This is a genomic window from Streptomyces bobili (assembly GCF_002154575.1).
In the GTDB taxonomy this organism is placed as follows: domain Bacteria; phylum Actinomycetota; class Actinomycetes; order Streptomycetales; family Streptomycetaceae; genus Streptomyces; species Streptomyces bobili.
On the sequence record NZ_MUBA01000791.1, the window covers coordinates 1 to 505 of the forward strand.

At 68.2% G+C, this 505-nt stretch carries 1 pseudogene; it reads left to right on the plus strand.

What is annotated here, in order from left to right:
• Positions 1-164: 164 nt before the first annotated feature.
• Positions 165-505 (plus strand): annotated as a pseudogene (locus BZL64_RS37650) (dihydropteroate synthase); the annotation flags it as partial.

Here is a 505-nt window from a genome sequence, read left to right on the forward strand (position 1 = left end):
GACGGCGAGGGCGATGACCAGGAAGAAGAACATAACCATCGGTGGGTCCCCACGCTCGCAGTGCTCGTTGTCGGATGTGTCAGGCTCCGATCGTGCCATGGGGGTGTGACAGTTAGGGTCGCAGGCGGCGGATGTCAGGGACGTACGAGGAGAGGTCACAGGGGATGCTCAGGCTGGGCAGGCGGGAATTCGGCACCCACGAGCCGGTGATCATGGCGATCGTGAACCGGACCCCCGACTCCTTCTACGACCAGGGCGCGACCTTCCGTGACGAGCCGGCCCTCGCGCGCGTGGAGCGGGCGGTGGCCGAGGGCGCGGCGATCATCGACATCGGCNNCCGCACCGGGTGAAGTACGACGACGTCATGGCCGACATTCTGAGCGTGACCGTGGGGCTGGCGGAGCGGGCGGCGGGGCTGGGGGTGCCGCGGGAGTCGATCCTCATCGATCCCGGACACGACTTCGGGAAGAACACCCGGCACAGCCTGGAGGCGACGCGGCGGCTG